Genomic DNA, 17,353 nt, shown 5'->3' with positions numbered 1-17,353 from the left:
TCCCGACTGTTGCCCTGCGGACACCGACCAGGTTCGGCGGCGACGTCAGCCGGCAGCTCGTCATTTGGTCACGGCCCGACCGGTGCATCCGGTCGGGCCGTGACCAGCTCCGGATCAGCGTGCCGCGCCCCAGCACGGCGCGCGCCCGGTTGCCTTACCCCGCCGCGACGAGAACCTCGAATCGGCTTGGCACGGTGGCACTTCGGGAGACGACGTCGCGGCGCCCTCCGGTCAGGGCGGGTGTCTCCCCGACCGGCACTGCCCTGGCGGCCCGCCGTCTCATCGCCGGCTCCCGATCTCGTCCCGCTCGGGGTCGGTCGGCGGCACCACCACGACCGGGCAGGGCGCGTGCTGAACGCAGTGCTGGCTGACGGAACCGAGCAGCATCCCGGCGAACGCGCCGTGCCCTCGGCTGCCCACCACCAGCATCTGCGCTCCGTGGGCGAGGTCGAGCAGCGCCTGGGACGGATGGCCGTGCACGACCCGGGTCAGAATCTCCGCCGGTGGCCGCCCGGCGGCCTCGTCCTCGACCGCCTCCGCGAGCATCTTTCCGGTGATGGCGGCGAGGTCGACGTCCTCGAACACCGACGGCGACCACCCGTACGCGAACCCGTACACGGGCGGGCCCTGCCACGCGCTGACGGCTTCGACCTTCGCGCCGGTCAACCGGCCCTGGCTCATCGCCCAGCGCAGTGCCGTTCTGGACCCCGCCGATCCGTCGACGCCGACGACGATGCGCCGGTCGTGTTCCTCGACCTGGTTCACCATGTCGTCGTCCGCACGGCCTCTCCAGTCGCCGGCATCGGCCGGTCCTACCTCAGCCATGCGGATCGTCGTACCAATGTGATCTCGGCCCATCGGGCGCCCAGGCCCAGGGTGTGGCCGGCGCCCAGGAGGGCGAGGACGACCAGCACGGCGGCGTAGACGAGGTGGTCGTCCATGAACGGGTTGCTGGCCGGTGGCAGGACCGCAGTCCACATCATGACGGTCAGCAGCGCGCCGGCCCCGGCGGCAAGTCTCATCGCGACCCCGAGGAGTAGAGCGACACCCACCGCGAGCAGCGCGCCCATGAACAGCACGTCCGTCAGCCAGCCGCCGGCGATCGAGTGGTAGAAGCCGGTGAACGGGCCGGTGGCCGCTGACCCCAGGAACCCCTTGGTCGGGCTGCCGCCGTTGACCCAGGACCTCGCCGGGGTCGTCTCGTGTCCCAGGCCGAACATCTTGTCCAGGAAGGCCCAGAGGAAGATCCAGCCCAGCGCGAGACGGATGCCCGCGAGCAGGTAGCGGACCGGTGCGCTCAACTGCGGACCGACTCCCGTCCCGGCGGTTGGTGTCGCTTCGCGGTGCGCCGCGGTGGGTGTCGAACGGGCCGGGTCACCCGGCCCGGGCAGGTGCCCGGCGACACCGGTCGCCGGTTGCGCCAGCCTGGCGGTGGGTACGGCGCCGCGCGCCGTGCCGTTGTGGTCCTTGGCGATGTAGGCCATCGCACTCACATTCCTTCGCTGCTCAACTACGGGCCCACAGCCTGAGAAGACCATGGGTGGTTCCGGTTGCCAGGAAGGCGACCCGCAGGCCACGACGACACATTCCGTCACACGTGTGGCGCGGTCGGCGGCAGCGGGGGACCGGTCAGCTCCTGGGCGGATCGACGACGGCGGGCGGTCAGCCACCGGGGGCCAGAGCGACGCCCTCACCCTACGCCCAGTCGGTGGAAAAGACGCCGAAGGTTGTGCACTGATCGGTACGGGCGACCTCCCGAGATGGGTGGGGGTCGGCTGCGGCGCGCCGCGCGTAAGGTGAGAGCGCCGCCTCGGACCCCGGTGGCTCTGACCGTGTTCGCTGACGTGTTCGCCCGGCGGAGCTGCGGGTGGCCCGCCCGACGCACAACATCGAGCGCCGGGCTATCGACGGCCGCCCCGTCCCGGCTGATCCGATCCGAGTTCGGATCTCCATCCTGCCGCGGAGCGCCAGCGCCGATGTCGCGGCACCGGCATGACGACGCCGTAGTTGCTGGCCCGGACCGGATCGTCGACCGACCACGGTCGGGCACCCACCCGCCCGTTCCCTGCGTCCCACGACGCGTCCCCTCAGGAAGGGCGGCGGCCACCATGGCCTCGGCACACCACCGGCATCCCGCCAACCAGTACCGGCACGACCACCGCAACGCTGGACAGCGCTTGGCCGACTCGGTGACCGCGGTGTTCGGTTCCTGGCGCTTCATCATCGTCCAGACCGGCATCGTCACCATCTGGATCGCGGTGAACATCATCGCCGTTCTGCACCGCTGGGACCCCTACCCGTTCATCCTGCTCAACCTGCTCTTCTCCACCCAAGCTGCGTACGCGGCCCCGCTGATCCTGCTCAGCCAGAACCGGCAGGCTGACACCGACCGGGTCAAGGCCGAGCACGATTACCAGGTCAACCAGCTCGCCCTGCAGTACCTCATCGCCTGGCACCGGGACGCCCACGGCGTGAACTGTGACTGCGTGCGACAGGCGGAGCCGATCGTCGAGGGAATGTTGACCATGCTCGCCAAAGAGCCATGACCGGAGGCACGCTCACCTCGCCGTGATCGGGGCGGGCAGACCGGCCGGGGTCGGGTCCGGCAGGTTGTCGGCGGCGTCGCACCGAGTGATGTCGCGCCGCCGGAGCACCCAACGGAAGACCTCGTCCGCTCCCCAGACGAGGAACGGGAACGGGGCGATGACTACCAACTGGCCGAGGCTGAGCGATGCGGTGCCGAAGATGTCCTGCAACGCAGGGACGTAGATGACGGCGGCGGTGAAGACGAGCTCGAACAGGATGCCCCAGAGCAGCAGCGGGTTACTGAGCAGTCCGATGGTGAACAGCGACTCCCGGTCGGTGCGGGCGGCGAACGCGGTGCCGATCTGGCAGGCCACGATCCCGGCGAAGGTGACGGTGGTGGCCTGCAGGTAGGCGTGGTGCAGCGCGGTTCCGGCCCCGGTGGGGTCGCCGAGCTGCCATCCGGCGCGGGTGAGGGTGTAAAGGAAACCGCCCATGACCAGGGCCGCGGAGACCCCGCCGAGCAGCAGCCAGGCGCGGAGCAGCAGCGCGCGGTCGATGACCCCGGTCGTGCGGGGTCGGGGGGCGCGGTCCATGAGGCCGGGTTCGGGGGGTTCACGGCCCAACGCCAGGGCGGGCAGGGTTTCCGTGCCGAGATCGATCGCGAGGATCTGCAACACCGTCAGCGGCAGCGGAATCGCCCCGCCGGAAAGCGCGAAGATCAGGAAAGGGACGACCTCGGGTACGGCGTGCGCGAAGATGTAGAGCACGAACTTGCGGACGTTGTCGAAGACCCGGCGTCCGGCAGCGACGGCGGTGACGATGGTGGCGAAGTTGTCGTCGGTGAGTACCATGGTCGCGGCTTCGCGGGCGACGTCGGTGCCGGAGCGACCCATCGCGACGCCGATGTCGGCGTGCCGGAGCGCGGGGGCATCGTTGACGCCGTCGCCGGTCATGGCGACGACCTCTCCGCCGGCGCGCAACGCCTCGCAGATCCGGAGCTTCGCCTCGGGTGATGACCGGGCGAACACGATCTCGTCGTTCCCGGCGAGCAGTGCATCGAGGTCGGCGTCGCTGAGCCGGTCCAGGTCGTCGCCGGCGATGACGCGGGAGCCTGCGTGTCCGACCCCGACCTGGTGGGCGATCGCGGCGCCGGTGGGGCCGTAGTCGCCGGTGATGACGTGGATGCGGATGCCGGCGTGGTGGGCGCTGGTGACAGCTTCGGCGACGCCGGGTCGCGCCGGGTCGACCATCGCGACCAGACCCAGCAGGGTCAGCCCGGTTCCGGCGTCCTCGCGTCGGGCGGGGGACACCGCACTGCCGGGGAGGGCCCGCTGGGCGACGGCCAGGACGCGCAGCCCATCGGCCGCGTACCGGTCCAGGGTGTGCTGCAGCTCGACGCGGGTCGGCTCGTCCAGTCCTCGGACGCTGCCGTCGGGGGCGACGAGATGCGTGCAGCACGGGACGACCGTCTCCGGTGCCCCCTTGGTGCGGACGGCCAGGACGCCTGCGGTGTCGTCCACGACGGACATGCGTTTGAGGTGGGCATCGAAGTGGAACACGGCGCGGCGTCCGGCGTCCCGCCCCGCGGTGGTGACGGCTACCCCGAGGTTCCCGGCCAGGCGCAGGAGGGCCAGCTCGGTGGGATCCCCGCTACCCGCCGGCTGGGTGTCGGTCGGCGGCTGGGCGGTGGTGCAGGCCGCCGCTGCCACGGCGAGAGCGCGCACGCGCGGGTCGTCGACGTCGGCCGTGGCGTCGAGTTCCGCGCCGGGCAACCACAGCCGGATGACAGTCATCCGGTTCTCCGTGAGGGTGCCGGTCTTGTCGGTGCAGATGACAGTGGTCGACCCGAGGGTTTCCACGGCCGAGAGGCGTTTGACGACCGCACCCTTGCGGGCGAGTTCCCGGACGCCGACGGCCAGGGCGAGCGTGATGATCGGCAGCAGCCCTTCGGGGACGTTCGCCACGATCAGGCCAATGGAGAAGCTGATCGCGGCACTCCAACCGAGGCCGGCCCACACGCCGACGGGTAGGAACGCCACCCCGGCCGCGACGGCGACGGCCGCGATGATCCAGGTGACCCGGCGGACCTGCGTCTCCAGTGGGCTGCGTTGGGTGGCCCCGCGTTGGGACAGGGCTGCGATGCGGCCGAGCTCGGTGTGCATGCCGGTGCGGGTGACCACGGCGGTGGCCTCACCGCCCGTGCAGGTGGTGCCGCTGAAGACGAGATTGTGGGCGTCCAGCACCGAATCGGTGACGGTGGCGAGGTCGGCCGAGCGGGTGGCGGGCACCGATTCGCCGGTCAGCGCGGACAGGTCCACCGTGACGACGCCGTCGATGATGCGGGCGTCGGCGCAGACCCGGTCGCCTTCGGCGACGATCAGGACGTCGCCGGGTACCAGGTCCGCTGCGGGGATCTCGGCGCGGGTGCCGTCGCGGACCACTGCGGCGGTCGCCGGCAGGAATGCGGCGAGGGCGTCGACGGCGTGTTCAGCCTGCAATTCCTGCACGAACGCGAACCCGGCGTTGAGTAGGATCACCGCAGCCACCGCGACCGCCAGCGCCGGTGTGCCGCCGGCCCAGGCCAGGACGGCGGCAAGTGCCAGCAGGATCGCCAGCGGCTGGGTGAACTGGGACAGCAACTCGGCCGGCCAGCGTCTACCGGCACGCCGGGCCAGCCCGTTCGGCCCGTACACGACCAGCCGGCGGGCCGCCTCACGGCTGGCCAACCCGTGCGGTGAGGTGCGCAGGTCACGGAACAACTCGACGAGCGGCTCCCGCGCGTCCATCTCACCGCCGGCGGGCCGACCGCCCGATCCGGTGCCGTCGGCCAAGGGGACGGTGTCGTTCGGGGAGGCCGGTGTCCGTGCGGTCATCGTGGCGTCCTTCAGATGTCGAGGACAGACAGTGCAGGGCAGGGCGGCGCGAAGTGGCGGTCGGCGTGACGGAGGACGCGGATACGGCGGGACCGTCGTGCGCGAGCCGGTGGCGCTCGGCCGGGTGCGAACGCGCACCGGGCCGAGGTCGTGACCTCAGGGTCGGCTCGACGACCGAGCCCCTGCCGGGTCGAGCGGACGGGTGCCACCGGGGTCCGGAGCGACGACCCCACCGTACGCGCCATGCGTGTGGTCGGCGTTGTCGATCAGGGCTGCGGGGCGCGCGTAACGACGGATGCCGTCCACAGGCGTATGGTCAGGTTGTCGCCCTGGACCCCGGTGGCCGGTATTTAGCCGCTGCGGGCACGTCGACGTCTCTTCGCCTCCGCAGCGATCGGGTGCGTTCCCCGCTGGACATTCTTCTCGCGCACGGACATCCGGTTACGGCCGGAGTCAGGAATCTGTCATGTCGTACGTGTGGCTCGTCGTCATCCTGGTATTGGTTCTGTTCCTGCTGTCGTTGGCCTTGAAGGTGGTCAAGCAGTACGAGCAGGGCGTGCTGTTCCGGCTCGGCAGGGTGATCGGGGTCCGCCGCGCGGGCCTGACCGTGATCATCCCGATCATCGATGTGCTGAACCGCGTCAGCCTGCGAATCGTCACCATGCCGATCCAGTCGCAGGGCATCATCACCAGGGACAACGTCAGCGTCGACGTATCCGCGGTCGCGTACTTCCGGGTCGTCGACGCGGTGAAGTCCGTCGTCGCGATTGAGAGTGTCGGTACCGCCATCAACCAGATCGCGCAGACCACCCTGCGCAAGGTCGTCGGGCAGCACACCCTCGACGAGACGCTGTCCGAGACCGATCGGATCAACGTCGACATCAAGACGATCCTGGACGTGGCCACCGAAGACTGGGGTGTCGAGGTCACCCTCGTCGAGCTGAAGGACATTCAGCTGCCGGAGAGCATGAAGCGCGCCATGGCCCGCCAGGCCGAGGCGGAGCGGGAGAAGCGCGCGAAGATCATTGCGGCTGAGGGCGAAGCGCTCGCCGCGGACGCGCTCGGTGCCGCCGCGGACATCATGATGGCCCACCCCCTGGCGTTGCAGCTGCGTAACCTGCAGAGCCTGGTCGAGCTCGGAGTGGATAAGAACACCACCGTGGTGTTCCCGGCGCCGCTGATGAGCACGATCGGCGAACTCGGTGCCTTCCTCGCCCGGGAGGCCGCTGCGGCGAACGTCGTTCCGGCGCCGCGCGGCCCCGTCGTGGACGCCGCCCCGCCGGTCAACGGCGCGGTCCGACCGGTGCCCGCCTCCTGAGCCTGCCCGCCGGCGTCGCCGACACGTCGCGACTCGTCCCCCCGGTACCGCCGCGGTATCGCGTCGCATGATGCTCCCAGCCGAAAGGTGATACCCCGATGACCGTGACCAGCACCCCACCCGAGGCGGACGCCACGACCTTCCAGATCGCCGACGCCGCACCGCTGGGCAGGGACGAACTCGACCGCGTCGACGCGTACTGGCGGGCCGCGAACTACCTCTCCGTCGGTCAGATCTACCTGATGGGAAACCCGCTGCTGCGCGATCCGCTGCTGCCGGAGCACGTCAAACCACGGCTGCTCGGACACTGGGGTACGACGCCCGGCCTGAACCTGCTCTACGCGCACCTGTCGCGGATCGTCGCGGCCCGGTCCCGGGAGGTCATCTACGTGACCGGTCCGGGGCACGGCGGCCCCGGCCTGGTCGCGAACACCTGGTTGGAGGGCACCTACTCCGAGGTCTACCCGAGGGTCTCGCAGGACGCGTCCGGGATGGGCCGGCTGTTCACCCAGTTCTCGTTTCCGGGCGGTATCCCGTCGCACGTCGCGCCGGAAACGCCCGGGTCGATCCACGAGGGCGGCGAGCTCGGCTATTCGCTCTCGCACGCGTACGGCGCCGCCCTGGACAACCCCGACCTCGTGGTGGCGTGCGTGATCGGTGACGGAGAGGCCGAGACCGGGCCTCTCGCGGCGTCGTGGCACTCCAACAAGTTCCTCGACCCGGTCGGTGACGGCGCGGTGCTGCCGATCCTGCACCTGAACGGTTACAAGATCGCCAATCCGACGGTGCTGGCCCGGATCGGCGACGACGAGCTGTGCGCGCTGCTGACCGGTTACGGGCACCAGCCGTACCTCGTCTCCGGCGACGACCCCGCCACGGTGCACCAACTGCTCGCGGCCACCCTGGACACGGTCTTCGACGAGATCACCGAGATTCAGCGGGCCGCCCGCGTGGACGGTGCCATCGAACGTCCACGGTGGCCGATGATCGTGCTGCGTACCCCTAAGGGGTGGACCGGTCCCAGGATGGTGGACGGCGTGCAGGTGGAGGGCACCTGGCGTGCCCACCAGGTGCCGCTCACCGCGGCCCGCGACGACACCGCGCACCTCGATGCCCTGAGGGACTGGATGTTGTCCTACCGGCCGGCGGAGCTGTTCGACGACGCCGGTGCTCCCCGGCCGGGGGTGGTGGACTGGCTGCCCTCCGGCGACCTGCGGATGTCGGCGAACCCGCACGCCAACGGTGGCCGGTATCCCCGCGACCTGGAACTACCCGACTTTCGCGACCACGCGGTCAAGACCGGTGACACTGCCGAGGCGACCCGGGTGCTGGGCGGCTGGCTCCGCGACGTGCTCATCGCGAACGCCGAGAACCACAACTTCCGGATCGTCGGTCCGGACGAGACCGAGTCGAACCGGTTGGGCGCGGTCCTCGACACCACCGGCAAGGCGTGGCATGCCCGCGTCGACGAGGTGGACCAGCACCTGGACCGACACGGCCGGGTCATGGAGATCCTCTCCGAGACCACCTGCCAGGGCTGGCTGGAGGGGTATCTGCTGACCGGTCGGCACGGGTTGTTCTCCTGCTACGAGGCATTCATCCACATCGTCGACTCGATGTTCAACCAGCATGCCAAATGGCTCAAGACCACCCGGCACCTCGGCTGGCGCAAACCCGTCCCGTCGCTGAACTATCTGCTCACCTCGCACGTCTGGCGCCAGGACCACAACGGCACCTCCCACCAGGACCCCGGCTTCATCGACCATGTCGTCAACAAGAAGGCCGAGGTCATCCGGGTCTACCTGCCGCCGGACGCCAACACCCTGCTCTCGGTGGCCGACCACTGCCTGCGCAGCCGCGACTACGTCAACGTCATCGTCGCCGGCAAGCAACCCGCCCCGACCTGGCTCGACATGGACGAGGCCGCCCTGCACTGCGCCCGTGGGCTCGGCATCTGGAACTGGGCGAGCAACGACGACGGCGAGCCCGACGTGGTCCTCGCCGCCGCCGGTGACGTACCGACCTACGAGATCCTCGCCGCGACCGACCTGCTTCGTCGGCACCTGCCCGACCTCAAGGTGCGGGTGGTCAACGTCGTCGACCTGATGCGCCTACAGCCCGACTCCGAACACCCGCACGGTCTGCCGGCCCCCGATTTCGACGCCATCTTCACCACCGACCGGCCAGTCATCGTGGCCTACCACGGCTACCCGTGGCTGATCCACCGGTTGACCTACCGGCGCACCAATCACCACAACATGCACGTCCGGGGCTACAAGGAGGAGGGCACCACGACGACCCCGTTCGACATGCTCGTCGTCAACGACATGGATCGTTTCCACCTGGTCATGGACGTCATCGATCGGGTTCCGGGTCTCGGCCGCAAGGCAGCCGTCCTGCGTCAGCAGATGGTCGACAAGCGCGCCGAGCACCGCGCCTACGTGCGGCGTACCGGCGAGGACCTGCCCGAAATCCGCGACTGGGTGTGGCCGCGCACCTCATGACCGGTCGGACGTCCCACCACCCAGAAGGAGATCCGACCATGAGCACTGAGGCTTCCATCCGGGCCGCCGACACCCGCGCCGAGGCCCGAGCGCTGTCCGCCGCCGCAGCAGCGGCGGGACACGCCCCGTCGATCCACAACACACAACCCTGGCGCTGGCGGGTAACCGGCAACGAGCTGCACCTCTACCTCGATCACAGCCGGGGCCTCGAGATCACCGACCCCGACTCCCGGCTCGCCGTCCTGAGCTGCGGCGCCGCGCTGCACCATGCTCTGGTCAGCCTGGCCGCAGCCGGCTGGCACACGCTCGTCACCCGGATGCCCAACCCCACGCACCCCGACCACCTCGCGCAGGTGCGCGTCGACCACCGAATCCCGGTAACCCCGGCTGCGGTACGCCACCTGCAAACCATCGCCCTACGGCACACCGACCGCCGGCCCGCCGTGAGTGACCCCGTCGCCGCCGACAAGCTGCACTCCATCGTCACGGCCGTCGAATCCGCCGGCGCGTACCTCCACCTGCTCCAGCCCGACCAGGTGTACGACCTGGCCACCGCCGTCGATCACGCCCAGCGCACCGAGGCCGACGAGATCGCCTGGCAGGCCGAACTCGCCTACTGGACCGGCGGTACCCGGCCGCTGGGCACCGGCATTCCGGACTCCGCCATCGGTGACCGTGCCACCCAGACGACCGTGCCCGGTCGCGACTTCGGCCACTACGGGGACCTGCCCATCTCCGAGGCCCACGAGAACGCCGCCACATTCGCGATCCTCTACGGGCTCGAGGACGGCAAGCTCGACTGGCTCCGCGTCGGCGAGGCGCTCTCCGCCGCCTGGCTCACCGCCACCGAACTCGGAGTATCCGTCCTGCCGTTGAGCGCCACGATCGAAGTGGCTGTCACCCGTGAGCAGCTGCGGCGCCTGCTGGCCGACCTCGGCTACCCGCAGCTCGTGCTGCGCTTCACTACCGCGGACCCGGCCGGCACCGCCGCTGCGCACACTCCGCGAATCCCTGCCGAACAGGTCATCGAGCGCTGACCAGCCGTCGCGCACCACCGGCCCCGCGAGGCTGTCATCACGATCGAAGAAGGCGGCGAACCACAATGACCCTATCCACGACGCCTGTCGTACCGGAGGAGGGCTTGGAGCCCCGGTCGAACGGCGAACTGCGCCCCGCCTCGGCCGATGCCGGTGGCCTGTCGTCGGGCGACGCCGCAGCGCGGTTGGCGCGTGACGGCGGCAACGTGCTGCCAACGCCACAATCCACACCGCTGTGGCGAAGGATCACCACGCAGCTGCGCGACCCGCTGGTGCTGGTCCTGCTCGCCGCGGCAGGGTTCACCCTGGCGACCGCCGACTTCACCGACGCGGCCGTCATCCTGCTGGTCATCGCCGTCAACACCACCGTCGGCGTGCTCCAGGAGATCAAGGCGGAGCGGGCCATCACCGCCCTGTCCGCCCTGACCGCTCCGGCCGCCCGGGTAGTCCGCGACGGCAGGCAACGCGAAGTTCCCGCTGCGGATCTCGTCGTGGACGATCTGCTGATCCTGGCCGAAGGCGACGTCGTACCCGCCGACGCCCGCCTCGTGGAGTCGGTCGCGCTGCTCGTCGACGAGGCGGCGCTGACCGGAGAATCCGCGCCTGTCGACAAATTCCTCGCCGCTACCGGAGCCGGCTCGCCGCCAGCCGGGTCGGCAGTCGTATCGGCGGGCACGGTCGTCGTCCGGGGCCGCGGGCGCGCCGTCATCACCGCGACCGGCGCGGCCAGCGCGATGGGCCGCATCGCCGCCATGATGGTCACCAGCCCTGGCCTGACGCCCCTGCAGCGTCGCCTGGCCGGCGTGGGCCGCCAGCTCGCTGTCGGCGCGCTGTTGCTCTGCGGGCTGGTCCTGGCCCTCGGCCTGCTGCGCGGTCAACCGCTGCAGCTGATGATCGTCACCGCGATCAGCCTGGTGGTGGCCGCCGTACCGGAGTCACTGCCGGCAGTGGTCACCCTCAGCCTGGCCCTGGGTGCACGCCGGATGACCGCCCGCCACGCCGTGATCCGCAGGCTGCCGGCGGTGGAAACCCTCGGATCGGTGACGATCCTGGCCACCGACAAGACCGGCACTCTCACCGAAGGCACGATGGTCGTACGGCAGCTGTGGACCCCGCATGGGGACGCCTCGGTCAGCGGGTTCGGCTTCGCCCCGGACGGGCAGATCCACCGAGACGGCGAGAGCATCGTCGCCGACCAAGCCGGCGACCAGGCCCCCGACCTCGTGCAGCTGATGCGGGCGGCCGTGCTCTGCAGCGATGCGTCGCTGCGAGCGCCCAGCGGAGACAACGACGACTGGCTGGCCGTCGGTGACCCCACCGAGGCGGCGCTCCTGACCGCCGGCGGCAAGCTCGGCATCGACGTCGACGCGCTGCACAAGGCGTCGCCCCGGCATGCTGAGGCACCCTTCGACAGTGACCGCAAACGGATGAGCACCGCACACCAGCTGGCCGACGGACGCATCCAGATCAACTGCAAGGGAGCCCCGGAGTCGCTGCTGCACCCGGCGATCCTCACCGACCACCCCGACGTGCTGGATCAGGCCACCGACCGCGCCGACACCCTCGCCCGAGAGGGATACCGGGTCCTCGCCGTGGCCCAGGCCGAACGCGACACCGTGCCCGACGACGCCGCAGGCTACGAGCACGGCCTACGACTACTGGGCCTCGTGGCGATCCTCGACCCGCCGCGCGCGTCTGCCGCAACCACCATCGCCGCATGCCGTGACGCCGGCATCACCCCGATCCTCATCACCGGCGACCACCCCGCCACCGCCACCGCGATCGCCACCGAACTCCACATCATCGACGCCGGCGAGACGGCCGTCGACTGTCGTACCACCGAACCCGGCCCGGCAGCCACCCGCGGCGTACGGGTCTTCGCCCGCGCCACCCCCCAGCAGAAGGTCGCCATCATCGACGCCCTACGTGCCGCCGGGCAGGTCGTCGCGATGACCGGCGACGGCGTCAACGACGGCCCGGCACTGCATCGCGCCGACATCGGCGTGGCTATGGGTAAGCGCGGCACCGAAGTCGCCCGCCAAGCCGCCGACTTGGTCCTCGCCGACGACGAACTCGCCACCGTCGTCGCCGCCGTGCAGGAGGGCCGCCGCGTCTATGCCAACATCCGCCGCTTCCTGCTCTACGCCCTGTCCGGCGGCGCCGCCGAGATCGCCGTGATGCTCGTCGGGCCGTTCGTCGGCCTGCCCCTGCCTCTGCTCCCGGCCCAGATCCTCTGGATCAACCTGCTCACCCACGGCCTTCCCGGCCTGGCAATGGGCAGCGAACCCGCCGACCCCGACGGCATGCGCAAGCCCCCTCGCCCGCCGGCGGAAACCGTCCTCGGCGCCGGCCTGTGGCAACGCGTCCTGCGCGTCGCGGCGGTCATCGCCGCCGTCACCATCGGCGTCGGCGTGTGGGCGCACACCACCGACCGGCCGTGGCAGACCCTGACGTTCCTCGCACTGGGCCTCACCCAACTCGCCGTCGCCCTGGGATCACGCGCCCGCCCCGGCACCACGGCCAACCCCATGCTGATCGCCGCCGTCGGTGCCGCACTGCTGCTGCAACTCGCCGCCATCTACGCTCCGCCGCTGCGTCAACTACTCGGCACCGAACCGGTCACCGCCACCGACCTGCTGATCGTTACGGCCGTCTCCACCCTGGGCTACGCCGCCATCCGTGTCGACCGCCTCATCTACTCGGTCTCGCCACCACCAGCGGCAGAGGTTCCCCCTGACCGCACTGGCCCGTCAGCGGCTCAACCTCGCGCACAGCGCCTCAAGCGGCCGTAGCAGCGCCACCGTTCACGGCGGCCGCGAGCACCAACTCCGCCCGACCATGATCGCGCTGACCGGCGGTCGGATGCTCAGCGAATGCGAGAACCCCGGCAAGGCCACAGTCCATGTCCCGCACGGCCGGTCCGGCCGCGGCGCTGGCGACCGCCGACTCCCGGCAGCGGATTCGAGCCTGCCATCCGTAGGATCCCGAAGCGCGGGCGTTTCCACTCCCACTGCGAGCCGTTGTCGTCTTCGGCATCGAAGTAGCCGTTGCTGCCGCCGTAGATGCCCAGCGTGTATCCGAGTCTGTTTCGGAGGTCTGCGCTGAGCAGCCGGGGGTATCCGGGCAGTGCCGACTCCTGGACGCCTGCCGGCGCGACGAGTTCGGCGACCTGCTCCAGCGGGATATCGCCGGCCAGAGTCAATCGGTATTCGACAGCCACCTGCTGCCTGCCCTCTCAGTCTCGCCGTACGATCTGAACGATCTCACCGCTGCGGGTCACCGCCGCGAGTTCTTTGAGCTGCGCTACGGACCTCAAGGCGTACGAGTCGCCAGACGCCGGCGTGGTGGAAATCGCTGCCGACATCGCGCGAGTGGCCCCAGCCGCTGCCCGGACCGTAGTCGTCGAGTACGTCACCACCGGGCAACGCCCCGCTACAGATCTTGAATGGTCAGGTTCGTCCGATGTGGTCTGTGCGACGTTGGGTTGGGGTAGATCGATGGGATGAGGTATCCCGATGGAGGTGGGTTGTCCGCGTGGGAGCGGGCCAAGCGTGAGGCGGTACGGCGGCAGGTGTGCAGCAGACCCGTCAGTGGTGGTGTGTTGCGGGGCGCCCGGGAGGATGCTCTGCTGATCCAGGCCGCAGCCGGCCGGTACGCGAACATCCGCATCGAGGACTCGGGCCGTTACGGCGTACGGGTGCAGGGTGGCAGCCCGACCTTCACCGGCCTGACGATTACCGGCGGCGAGGGCGGAATCGTGCTCGATGGTGCCCTCGATACCGACGTCCGGGTCGAGGACACCACTGTTCGGGGTGCCTCGCAGACCGGGATCGCCACCGAGGGCTCCGGCCGGCTCACCGGCACGACGGGGTCAGCGGTGGTGCTGGGGGACCAGTCCCGGCTGGACATGCGGGCCGAGATGGCACGCGGCTGCGGCGGGGACGGCGTACAGGTGGAGACCGACGCCCCGGTGGTGGTCCAGGGGTGCGGGTTCGTCGACGTCGGCGGCGAACCGGTGCGGGGCGTCGACCGGCCGCTCGTGTCGGTCCGCGCCACGCAGTCGCCCGACAACTTGCCAGAGGCGACCGGTTCGGCGGGCGGCGACCGCACCGACGAGCCGGATCACAGCGGCGGCAGCAGTGGTCCCGGCGAGGCCGATGCTGTCACCAACGTCGACGCAGCGCTGGCGGAACTGGACGCCATGATCGGACTGGCCGCGGTCAAGCGCGAGGTCCGGACCCTGGTGCATCTGATTCGGGTGAGTGAGCAGCGGCGGCGTGCCAACCTGCCGGTGCTGCCGATGAGCCGGCATCTCGTCTTCACCGGCCCGCCGGGGACCGGCAAGACCACCGTCGCACGCATCTACGGGCGGCTGCTGGCCCACTTCGGATTGCTGTCGAAGGGGCAGGTCGTCGAGGTGACCCGGGTCGACCTGGTGGGTGAATACCTGGGTAGCACCGCACTGAAGACCTCAGCGGTGTTCGAGCGGGCGCTCGGCGGTGTGCTCTTCGTGGACGAGGCATCCACGCTGGGCCGTACGTTCGGCATCGGTTCGGACCTCGGCCTAGAGGCGATCGACACCCTAGTCAAGCTGATGGAGGACCACCGGGACGAGGTAGTGGTGATCGTTGCCGGGTATCCCGCCGAGATGGACGGGGTCCTGGCCACCAATCCCGGCCTCGCCTCGCGCTTCACCAGGACCATCGAGTTCGCCGACTACAGCCCCGAGGAACTGCTCGCCATCGTCTCCGGGCTGGCCGCCCAGCACGACTACGACCTGACGAAGGCGACCAGCGCGGCCGTGCTGGAACGGCTCGCCGAGGCCGTCGAGCAACCGAACTTCGGCAATGGGCGCGGCGCACGGAAGCTGTTCGGCGTCATGGTCGAACGGCAGGCCGAACGGCTCGCCGACCTACCGACGCCGAGCTCCGAGCAACTCCGGCTGCTACTGCCCGGGGACATCCCGCCGGTGGGCCACTGAGAACCTGGGTCACCGGTCACGGTCGCCCGTTTTCTCGGTGGTCGTCCCCACCCGACGACCACCGAGAAAGCGGAAGCACCGAATTCGGGAGATCAGAAAACGGCGGAGATCAGCAGACGTGCACCGTATTCCCACTCACCTTCGCCACGATCAATGGCATATATAAGAATTGTCGCCGGTAATCCCAGGTGGGCCAGACGCAGAGTGGAGGATCAGCAGGGGGTCAGCTGCCAAGTCACCTTCGTCACGTTGGCCGGTATATACAGGTCACCCCCGGTCCCGCCGGCAGGAGCGCAGTTCTTGAAGGGGGCCCCCGTGCCGTACTGGAACCCGGATATTACGGCGTCGCGGCCTGTGCCGTTGTAGAAGTTGAATCCCTGGATGCTGCCGGTCCACTCGGTTTTGGTAATCAGAGACGGCGTCTCCACGGGACCCTGCGGCGGGTGATTCCAGTTGGGCCAGATGCAGAGCGAGCCCTGCGGGCAGTTCCCGGACCCGGCCCCCCCTTGTATCGACACTCCGGGTGCTGCCGCCGAGGCGGCGGGGGCGGCTGCCGAGGCGGCAGGGGCGATGACCAGCACACCTGCGACGGCCCCGGCGATGGCGAAGGATTTCCACAGCACGGCTACCTCCTTCCATTGATGAATCTGGATGTAAATCTCAAGCTACCGCCGAAAACTTTCACCGTCAAGCATCTGGTGCCCCTGCACTCAGGTCGCCCAGCGACAGAGATCAGCGACGGATTTTTATTGACACGGAAAATAAAATCGACGACCATCTACGTTAGCCCTGGGCTGAACGAGCTCCGGCCCCGTCCCTGAACGCCGCTCGAAAGGGAAACCCATGCGCCAATTCACCAGCCGAATCGCAGCGGGTCTCGCCGCCGCATTGATTACCACACTGGCCCTGACGATACCGGCGTCGCCGGCAGCCGCTGTCGAGACGCTCAAGGTTCCCGACGTCGGCCTCGTCTTCTACCAGGCCACCACGCAGATCATCGTCGGCAGGCAGGCCACGCCCGACGGTATCTGTCGCCCGGTCCCGACCGAGGCGATCTGGGCGATCGGCTGGAACGGTTTCGGTTCCGTCTCGGGCTACCGGACCTCCGACTGCGCCGGTACCGCGGCCGAGCTCAACAACTTCCACAGCTGGCCGTACGAGGGCTACTACCTCTCCTACCGGGCCGGCTGACCAGCGTTCCCGGTGGCCGTTCGCGGACGACCACCGGGAAGGCACCGATCCGAATTGCCCGGATCAGCCCCGCCGGCCGAGCCGGCGACTCCGGGAAAGCCCGGGAACATCAGTCCCGCCCACCACCGGCCCGGACGAGCTCCACGGCTTCACCAACATCACCGCCGCCAACCGACATCACGCCCGCGACAGCACCCGCCCACTCGTCCTGCCCGGAATGACCTGACGACCTCGCCGTGGGCCCTGTTCCCACCGCGCTGCGCACCCAGCCCTCGTCCTGACCCGCCCGGCCGCTCCGCGGCGCCCTGAACGTCAGCAGCGGCCCTGTCTGCCACCTGTCCGGGGCGGGCAGACACCCCGTGACGGCGGAACGGGTACGACCGGCCATGGTCATGTCTCCTCGACAGCGAGTCCCTCACCGACGGCGGGGGACCGAGACCACCGATTGGGACAGCACGACCTGACACCGGACGCGGTTGTCAGACCACGACAGGACGTGTCCGGGCATGACAGGTTCGCGGCGTCGAACCAGCTTCGACCAGGCGTCGGGCGATCGTGCGCGCCCGTCTTGGTCTCGGCGCATCCAGGCGCGCTGCAGGGCTTCGGCTGCCGGGATCCGGAACGCGCGGATCGCGGCCATTTCCGGGCCTCGCGGGACAGCATGGGTAACACAGAGCGTGACGGCCTTGCAGGTGCGCGATCAGCTCACCGAAGAGTTGCGGACTTCCGCGCAGCGGTCGCAGTTGTTGGCGCCGGCTGTCGGCCCCGGTAGCCCGCACGGCGGGTGCCGGATCCGCCGACTGAAGCGGGGGTTACGGTGGAGAATTGACAATCCGACGATGAGGCTGCAAATGATCAATGTCCAGGAGTTCGCGCGACGGCTGAGTACTCTCGGAGCTGATGGGTTCACCAGCGACGACGTC

12 protein-coding genes and 1 pseudogene are annotated in these 17,353 nt (G+C 69.7%); 8 read left to right on the top strand and 5 right to left on the bottom strand.

Annotated features, from left to right (window positions below):
• Positions 1-279: 279 nt before the first annotated feature.
• Positions 280-825: a universal stress protein gene (locus GA0070216_RS29330; RefSeq protein WP_245722813.1), complete on the bottom strand. Its 546-nt coding sequence runs from the start codon at positions 823-825 to the stop codon at positions 280-282.
• The gene (locus GA0070216_RS29325; protein WP_091252887.1) at positions 813-1,484 is read right to left on the bottom strand and encodes a DoxX family membrane protein; all 672 of its coding nucleotides are present in this window, start codon (positions 1,482-1,484) and stop codon (positions 813-815) included. Before GA0070216_RS29325 ends, GA0070216_RS29330 begins: the two co-directional genes overlap by 13 nt.
• Before the next feature lie 624 nt (positions 1,485-2,108).
• On the opposite strand from GA0070216_RS29325, the gene GA0070216_RS29320 reads away from it, so the two are divergent.
• Positions 2,109-2,546 carry a DUF1003 domain-containing protein gene (locus GA0070216_RS29320; RefSeq protein ID WP_091252885.1) on the top strand — a complete coding sequence of 146 codons (438 nt, stop codon included), beginning with the start codon at positions 2,109-2,111 and terminating at the stop codon, positions 2,544-2,546.
• Between the two features lie 12 nt (positions 2,547-2,558).
• On the opposite strand, the gene GA0070216_RS29315 is transcribed toward GA0070216_RS29320, so the two are convergent.
• Positions 2,559-5,399, bottom strand: coding sequence for a cation-translocating P-type ATPase (locus tag GA0070216_RS29315; RefSeq protein WP_218108308.1), 2,841 nt, complete (start codon positions 5,397-5,399; stop codon positions 2,559-2,561).
• 466 nt (positions 5,400-5,865) lie between these two features.
• Between GA0070216_RS29315 and GA0070216_RS29310 the strand changes: the two genes are divergently transcribed.
• The 4 genes from GA0070216_RS29310 (at position 5,866) to GA0070216_RS29295 (ending at position 13,050) form a co-directional block, all read left to right on the top strand.
• Entirely contained in the window at positions 5,866-6,717 is an 852-nt protein-coding gene (locus tag GA0070216_RS29310; protein ID WP_091252883.1) for a slipin family protein, read from the top strand.
• A 98-nt stretch (positions 6,718-6,815) separates the two neighbouring features.
• On the top strand, positions 6,816-9,221 hold the full coding sequence (locus GA0070216_RS29305) for a phosphoketolase family protein (protein ID WP_091252881.1): 2,406 nt from the start codon (positions 6,816-6,818) through the stop codon (positions 9,219-9,221).
• A gap of 38 nt (positions 9,222-9,259) precedes the next feature.
• On the top strand, positions 9,260-10,258 hold the full coding sequence (locus GA0070216_RS29300) for an Acg family FMN-binding oxidoreductase (protein WP_091252879.1): 999 nt from the start codon (positions 9,260-9,262) through the stop codon (positions 10,256-10,258).
• A gap of 104 nt (positions 10,259-10,362) precedes the next feature.
• A complete protein-coding gene (locus GA0070216_RS29295) occupies positions 10,363-13,050 on the top strand; it encodes a cation-translocating P-type ATPase (protein ID WP_245722812.1) in 2,688 nt (895 codons plus the stop codon).
• Positions 13,051-13,256: 206 nt separating this feature from the next.
• Here GA0070216_RS29295 and GA0070216_RS29285 read toward each other — a convergent pair.
• A pseudogene (locus GA0070216_RS29285) lies at positions 13,257-13,478 on the bottom strand (SitI3 family protein); the annotation flags it as partial.
• Positions 13,479-13,784: 306 nt separating this feature from the next.
• On the opposite strand from GA0070216_RS29285, the gene GA0070216_RS29280 reads away from it, so the two are divergent.
• Entirely contained in the window at positions 13,785-15,239 is a 1,455-nt protein-coding gene (locus tag GA0070216_RS29280; protein WP_141723231.1) for an AAA family ATPase, read from the top strand.
• Between the two features lie 212 nt (positions 15,240-15,451).
• Here the strand turns inward: GA0070216_RS29280 and GA0070216_RS29275 are convergent, their stop codons facing one another.
• Positions 15,452-15,862 (bottom strand): hypothetical protein, encoded by a 411-nt coding sequence (locus GA0070216_RS29275; RefSeq protein WP_091252874.1) that lies wholly within the window; start codon positions 15,860-15,862, stop codon positions 15,452-15,454.
• Between the two features lie 220 nt (positions 15,863-16,082).
• Between GA0070216_RS29275 and GA0070216_RS29270 the strand changes: the two genes are divergently transcribed.
• Positions 16,083-16,430: a hypothetical protein gene (locus GA0070216_RS29270; RefSeq protein ID WP_141723230.1), complete on the top strand. Its 348-nt coding sequence runs from the start codon at positions 16,083-16,085 to the stop codon at positions 16,428-16,430.
• A 677-nt stretch (positions 16,431-17,107) separates the two neighbouring features.
• A partial coding sequence (locus GA0070216_RS35095) for a hypothetical protein (RefSeq protein ID WP_218108307.1) occupies positions 17,108-17,353 on the top strand: 246 nt, incomplete at its 3' end.

Source organism: Micromonospora matsumotoense, from assembly GCF_900091525.1.
Classification (GTDB): Bacteria; Actinomycetota; Actinomycetes; order Mycobacteriales; family Micromonosporaceae; genus Micromonospora; species Micromonospora matsumotoensis.
This window is presented reverse-complemented; position numbering and strand designations above follow the sequence as displayed.